The following is a 7,396-nucleotide window of genomic DNA, read 5'->3' as shown; positions in this document are numbered from 1 at the left end:
CGCGTGACAGTGAGCTATGCTGGAGATTGGGGTGACGAGGCTGATCAAGCCTTCCAACAGTACCAGCCTGATCAATTACAGCGAGAGCTACCGGTCCGGAGATCGCATCAGCCCCTCTCTGCATATGCACGCGGCCGCCTGAATTGCCGATTTCGCTCAGCTGCTGCTGAATGGCGACGGCTTGCGGCGTATTCAGGGCCCTCTGCGTCTGCGCTGGCCACAACAGCGCTGGTGAATGTTCATTGTTGGGACGACTCACTCGGGTGGTAGGTGGTTGCCCTGGTCAAGCTCATCCGGCGAAGGGCGGATCTGCTGTTGGCTGGCAGCCAAGACTGGGGGCGGCGGCCCGAACTCCGGCGTCCCAGAGCTTGCGAAAGCCTCCGACACGCTTCTGTTGAGGTCATCCCGTCCAGCGGGCATCCCTGGGTTGCTGAAAAAAGACGAAGCGGCTTGATGATCCTGCCCTCGCTGAAGCACCTCGCGAAACCCCCTGTTCCAGTCGCAGAAGCTCCTCTGGATTGGTTGGCGGCTCGTCAGCTCGACCATCGAACAGCGGCCGGAGCGCCTCGGACACGTGCTGCTCAAAGCCCACTTGCCGGGCTTGGCCCGCTTGCCCCACTTCCAAGCCGGCGTCCTGCACCTGCGACAAAGCTGTTACACGGGATGGATTTTTTCGCGGGGTCCACACCAGCCTCACATCAAACTGTATCGTCAAAGTCCTGCGCCAATTCACACAGCGGGTCATCGAGTTGAGATTCGGCGGGGAGCGCCTCCTCTGCTCCCGTCAAGGGCGCCGGCTCCGGGAGGGCGCCTGTCTGGCGTTCAAAGATGCGTTTCAGAATGCGATCCGAGAAATAACGCACCTTCCTCAATTTTAATGGTGGCAGACCTTTGATGAGAACAATCTCGTAGTCGTCATCGAGCAGCCGAACCTGTTCGGGACGCAATAGCGGTGCACCTTGATGTGAATTCTGAATGTTCCAATCGAACGTTCGCGCCTGGCTGTAGGAAATCGATTGGGCTTGAAATGTGAATCCACCGATAGCTTTGGAAATTTAGTTCGGAGTCTCGTCATCTACCTCGATGTTCCTAGAAGCGCGCCGGCAGCCCGGGCGGGGGGCTTGGGGTTAGACTGCAAGCGCACGCCACTCATAAAGAGCGGCCTCTTTTCGCGGTTCGGACACCCATAGTCAACCCGGCAACGTCTGGATGCCCGCTGTGCTTTTTGCAGAGCGGCGATGCCGGGCATATCGGCCGATCCTGTCTAGGATGGTGTGGCCACTCTCGTCGGCCGAGTTGATGCTATCGCCTTGCCGACCAGCATGAGTTCGCCGTTAGCAATCCATCGTTGCGAGCCGAGACCGAGGTAAAAAGCGCGTGTTATCGACTATGTAGCTGACGCTCCCGCTGACGCAGGGTTCCCGCCATTGCCTCGAGGACTACCTCGAAATGAAATACCTCTGCACGGGCGGCATCTGAAGCATGGGCTTGCAGGGCTTGCAGGGCTCGCAGACCGGTAAACCAGCGAGCCATCTCCAAATATGTGAATTGTGGATTGCTCCTCGACGGGAGCTGAGGGGCGGCTCCGCAAGCCTTACGACGCTCTTTGCGAGCCGTAGCTGCCGAGCTGGCAAAAGGCCGGGCTACGTCGCGCCAGCGCAATCGGCGCGCAGAAAATTAGGCCTACCCGCTCCGGGACCGCGGACCTCGTCAGCTTCTCGTAAGTATGCCCGAGTAGGTTGCTCAGCTGATCTGTGGACGTGAGGCTAGCGTGAACCGGCACAAATTTGACCTATCCAATGTAACAGGTTGGCGGCAGGTGCAGCCCCCGGCATCTCAAGAGCAAGCGGCACAGGCCGGGCAAGAGGGCTTTGAGCAGCGCTCGGGCGAGGCGCGCCAAGCCGCTGCCCAAATTCCCGCCCCCGGCGTTCCGGCTCTGCCAGACCCGTTCCATCCTCATCCGTCTCAGGGAGACCTGAGCCTCATCGAAGGCGCGGCCCCATGGGAAGCGCAGCCCATGATGCAAGGGAGCGGACAAGAACACGCCGCGGCGCCGTACGCCGGAGGCAGTGGGTCGATGCTAGGTGCCTCGGTGCTGCAGCCGGGTCACTCAACGGCGCGCCATCATCATGCGCCGGATTCGTCAGTGGGTGATCTGAATCCTTCCGCACCGTTCGAGTTGCGTGACCATGCTCGTTCCCCCGTGCCGGCGGCGGTGCAGCCAGATCCTCCAGTAGTGGTCTCCGACGGTCGCGGCTGCAAGCGTCCTCTTTATTCCAACGATGCGACCGTTGTCGAACGGCTGAGGTCACTCTACGCGGGTAAGGCCAAGGAGGAAACGGTCAAGCGCCATGTAAATTCTCTTTACGGCTTTGGTCGTTGGCTCTTTAAAAATAACAAGCCGGGATTTGCTGCTCGGCTTCACGAGGAGTCGCTGGATGAAGATCTCAAGGAGTACGAGAGCAGTGGTGGCTCCTCGACTGTGGCTGTGGCACTGCGTCGTCTCAGAGAGTCGGCGGGCGGAGTGCCAATGGTGGGCCGCGCTGTCCTGAATCCCGACCCTGCCGACGCCGTGCTCATCAAAGAGTACAAAGCGGCTCTCATCAAAGAGTACAAGGGAGCGCCTGCGACCGGGCCGAATCGCCAAACCATTCACGACTATGGAGCTACTCTTAGACGTTTCAGTGAATACCTGGTTGAAAACAACAAGCCGGGGATTGCGGCTCGGCTTCACGAGGAGTCGCTGGATGAAGATGCCAAGCGCTATAAGGACTCCAGTGGTGACCGGAGGATCATTGCACTAGCTCAACTCCGGAAGTTCCTGCCGTCCGCCGCACTCGGGCGCGAAATTGCCCTTGCTGCTCGTCCGGAAGACGCAGTCGGCATGGAGGCTCGTGCCATTGGGGACGCCGCTGCGCAGNCGGGCGCGAAATTGCCCTTGCTGCTCGTCCGGAAGACGCAGTCGGCATGGAGGCTCGTGCCATTGGGGACGCCGCTGCGCAGCACAGCGGGCCGCAGAAGGCATTGGGTCGGCCAGAGAAGCTCCCTGGGGAAGCTAATGAAGACGCCGCTGTTCTGCCATCGTCTTTCGTACCAACTGGGCACCATCACCAAGCCTCGGATCCCGCAGAGTCCTTTCGTCCCCTGATCTGGCGCGACGGCGACCAGCGCGCGCCGGACGAGCGGATCGCTGCACAGGACAGGAGCAACCTGGTACCAAGCGAGGAGGTGCCACTGAGGCCACCGGAATTCGCTCCGCCCAGCTTGCGGGCGGGGAATTCCGCCTCGCCAGAGCTCTTTCCTGAGGGGATGTCCCCCGCGGTCGAAGGGTTTTTTGGTGTTTTCGGCGACCCCAGCGGGCGGGTGCTCGGCGCATTGCAATTGCTAGGCGACGAACATATCCACAGGGATTACCAGCTCCTGGAGCAGGAGTTGCAGGGGAACAATCCAGAACTCGCCGCCCGGACGCGGTTCGTGGATCCCCTCGTAGCCAATTATCATCTGCGCTTGGGCTCCGAGAGCGACAAGCTAAGCGCATTCCAGCGCATCGTCCATAATCAGAACGGTAACGACACAGCCGACTTCCTGTTCGTGCCAGTGAGCGATGGCGGTAAGACTCTTGCGGAGCGCGGCAAACATTGGTCGCTGCTGTTCGTTGATCGCAGCGACCGGGAACGGCCGGTTGCCTATCATTATGACTCCGTCAGCGGATGGCATGACAAGCTTGCAAAACACCTCGCAGAAAGGCTGGGCGCCAGCCTGGAGACCCGCGTGGACTTACCCCGCATCGCCCAGCAGAGCAACGAGTGGGATTGCGGAGTCTACGTGGTGGACGGCACGCGGGCGCTGGTTGGGCGATTGCAAAGATGGCAGCCAGACCTGCCAGACCTGCCAGACCTGAACCTCAACAACCTCGTCGTCAATCGGCAGGCACTACAAACCCGACTCATGGGTGACGATACATCTGGAACGGCAAATTATCTCACGAACTTTGAACTCATGGACCGACAGGCCCGAGACGCGGTTAAGGAAAGCCCCGTTGGGACGTTTCACCAGCGGNACGAACTTTGAACTCATGGACCGACAGGCCCGAGACGCGGTTAAGGAAAGCCCCGTTGGGACGTTTCACCAGCGGATCAAGCGGCTCGGCCAGTCAGCCCGAGCGTTGCACGACAGAGCCCTGGCTCCAGTCGCGCCGGACCAAGGCAACCCAGACTCGGTGTTCGTACGGGACGTTGTTCCCGGGGAAACACGCCATCATCATGCGCCGGATTCGTCAGTGGTTGATCTGAATCCCCCCGCACCGTTCGAGTTGCGTGACCATGCTCGTTCTATGCCGGCGGCGGTGCAGCCAGATCCTCCAGTAGTGGTCTCCGGTCGCGACAAGCGTCCTCTTTATTCCAACGATGCGACCGTTGTCGAAGGGCTGCGGTCAGCACTCTATGCCGGTAAGGTCGGGGAGCGCACGGTCACGGACCATGTAAATTCTCTTCTCGGCTTTGGTCGTTGGCTCTTTGATAATAACAAGCCGGGATTTGCTGCTCGGCTTGACGATCCGTTGCTGGATCAGGATCTCAAGGAGTACCAGCGCGAGAGTGGCTCCTCGAACGTGGCTAGAGCACTGGGTCGTCTCAAAGAGTCGGCGGGCGGAGCGCCAATGGTGGGCCGCGCTGCCCTGAATCCCGACCCTGTCGACGCCGAGCTCATCAGAGATTACAAAGCGGCTCTCATCAAAAAGTACGAGGCAGAGCCTGCGACCGGGCCGAATCCCAAAACCACTCAGGACTATGCGGCTACTCTTAGACGTTTCAGTCAATACCTGCATGAAAACAGCAGGCCGGGGATTGCGGCTCGGCTTTACGAGGGGTCGCTGGATGAAGATGCCAGGCGTTATTTGGACTCCAGTGGTAACCGGTGGATCAGTGCACTAGCTCATCTCCGGAAGTTCCCGCCGTACGCCGCACTCGGGCGCGAAATTGCCCTTGCTGCTCGTCCGGAAGACGCAGTCGGCATGGAGGCTCGTGCCATTGGGGACGCCGCTGCGCAGCACAGCGGGCCGCAGAAGGCATTGGGTCGGCCAGAGAAGCTCCCTGGGAAAGCTAAGCAGCTGAGCGAGATCGGCAATTCAGGCGCTCGCGTGCTGACGCAGGCCCCCACCCATCAAGTGGGTGCATTGCCATGGGAGGCGCAGCCCATGATGCTGGGGGACGAGCACCTGGCACCGCATACCGGAGGCAGTGGGTCGATGCTGGGTGCCTCGGTGCTGCAGCCGGGTCACTCAAGGGCGCGCCATCATGATGCGCCGGATTCGTCAGTGGTTGATCTGAATCCCCTCGCACCGTTCGAGTTGCGTGACCATGCTCGTTCTGTGCCGGCGGCGCCTGCCGGGCCAGCGTTCGCCAGGGCTGAGGAGACGCCCTCCGCGGTTGGCGAGGCCGCGGTGGCCGAAAGGTGGGCTCGGTTGCAAAAGCAAATGGACGAACCAGTGCATGATCCCGGCCCTCAAGTGGATACATCGCCATGGGAGGCGCAACTCATGGTGCAAGGGAGCGGACAAGAACACGCCGCGGCGCCCTACGCCGGAGGCAGTGGGTCGATGCTGGGTGCCTCGGTGCTGCAGCCGGNGCAAGGGAGCGGACAAGAACACGCCGCGGCGCCCTACGCCGGAGGCAGTGGGTCGATGCTGGGTGCCTCGGTGCTGCAGCCGGATCACTCAACGGCGCGCCATCATCATGCGCCGGATTCGTCAGTGGTTGATCTGAATCCCCCCTCACCGTCCGAGTTGCGTGACCCTGCTCGTTCTGTGCCGGCGGCGCCTGCCGGGCCAGCGCTCGCCAGGGCTGGGGAGACGCCCTCAGCGGTTGGCGAGGCCGCGTTGGCCGAAAGGTGGGCTCGGTTGCAAAAGCAGAAGGTCGACGCTGATTTGTCGGGATATTTCGACTCGATTCCGCACGCGGACCTTCTACGATCGCCATGGGAGGCGCAACTCATGACGCAAGGGAGCGGACAAGAACACGCCGCGGCGCCCTACGCCGGAGGCAGTGGGTCGATGCTGGGTGCCTCGGTGCTGCAGCCGGGTCACTCAACGGCGCGCGATNTCATGCAAGGGAGCGGACAAGAACACGCCGCGGCGCCCTACGCCGGAGGCAGTGGGTCGATGCTGGGTGCCTCGGTGCTGCAGCCGGGTCACTCAACGGCGCGCGATTCGTCAGTGGTTGATCTGAATCCCCCCGCACCGTTCGAGTTGCGTGACCATGCTCGTTCTGTGCCGGCGGCGCCTGCCGGGCCAGCGTTCGCCGGGGCTGAGGAGACGCCCTCCGCGGTTGGCGAGGCCGCGGTGGCCGAAACGCTGGCTCGGTCGCAAAAGCAGATGGTCGACGCTGATTTGTCGGGATATTTCGACTCGATTCCGCACGCGGACCTTCTACCATCGCCATGGGAGGCGCAACTCATGCAAGGGAGCGGACAAGAACACGCCGCGGCGCCCTACGCCGGAGGCAGTGGGTCGATGCTGGGTGCCTCGGNGCAAGGGAGCGGACAAGAACACGCCGCGGCGCCCTACGCCGGAGGCAGTGGGTCGATGCTGGGTGCCTCGGTGCTGCAGCCGGGTCACTCAACGGCGCGCCATCATGATGCGCCGGATTCGTCAGTGGCTGATCTGAATCCCCCCGCACCGTCCGAGTTGCGTGACCCTGCTCGTTCTGTGCCGGCGGCGGTGCAGCCAGATCCTCCAATAGGGGTCTCCGGTCGCGACAAGGGTCCTCTCTATTCCAACGATGCGACCATTGTCGAAGGGCTGAGGTCAGCATTGGAGAGCACGGTCAAGCGCCATGTAAATTCTCTTCTCGGCTTTGGTCGTTGGCTCTTTGATAATAACAGGCCGGGATTTGCTGCTCGGCTTCACGAGGAGTCGCTGGATCCGGATCTCAAGGAGTACGAGAGCAAGAGTGGCTCCTCGGACGTGGCTAGAGCAGTGGGTCATCTCAAGACGTGGGCGGGCGGAGCGCCAGTGCTGGACCGCGCCGCTGTCCTGAATAATCCCGACCCTGCCGACGCCGCGCTCATCAGAGATTACACAGCGGCTCCCATCAAAGAGTACAAGGCAGCGCCGACCGGGCCGAATCCCGGTACCATTCAGACCTATGGATCTGCTCCTAGACGTTTCAGTGAATACCTCGTTGAAAACAAAAAGCCGGGGATTGCGGCTCGGCTTCACGAGGGGTCGCTGGATGAAGATGCCAAGCGCTATAACAACTCCGGTGGGATCAGTGCACTAGCTCATCTCCGGAAGTCCGAACTCGGGCGCGAGCTCCCTGGGAAAGCTAATGAAGACGACGCTGTTCTGGCATCGTCTTTCGTGCCAACTGGGCCCCATCACCAAGCCTCGGATCCCGCA

Annotated in this window: 1 protein-coding gene and 1 pseudogene; one reads left to right on the top strand and one right to left on the bottom strand. The window is 61.5% G+C overall.

Features of this window, described 5'->3' with window-relative positions; genetic code table 11:
• Window positions 1–698 precede the first annotated feature (698 nt).
• Window positions 699–1,076 (bottom strand): annotated as a pseudogene (locus X728_RS137210) (type IV secretory system conjugative DNA transfer family protein); the annotation flags it as partial.
• Between the two features lie 2,233 nt (window positions 1,077–3,309).
• Here X728_RS137210 and X728_RS1000000171945 point away from each other — a divergent pair.
• Window positions 3,310–4,071 (top strand): Ulp1 family isopeptidase, encoded by a 762-nt coding sequence (locus tag X728_RS1000000171945; protein ID WP_023833285.1) that lies wholly within the window; start codon window positions 3,310–3,312, stop codon window positions 4,069–4,071.
• Window positions 4,072–7,396 lie beyond the last annotated feature (3,325 nt).

This window comes from Mesorhizobium sp. L103C119B0, from assembly GCF_000502235.1.
Taxonomy (GTDB): Bacteria; Pseudomonadota; Alphaproteobacteria; order Rhizobiales; family Rhizobiaceae; genus Mesorhizobium.
Note: the sequence above shows the minus strand (reverse complement) of the source record. Positions and strands in the feature narration are given on the sequence as shown.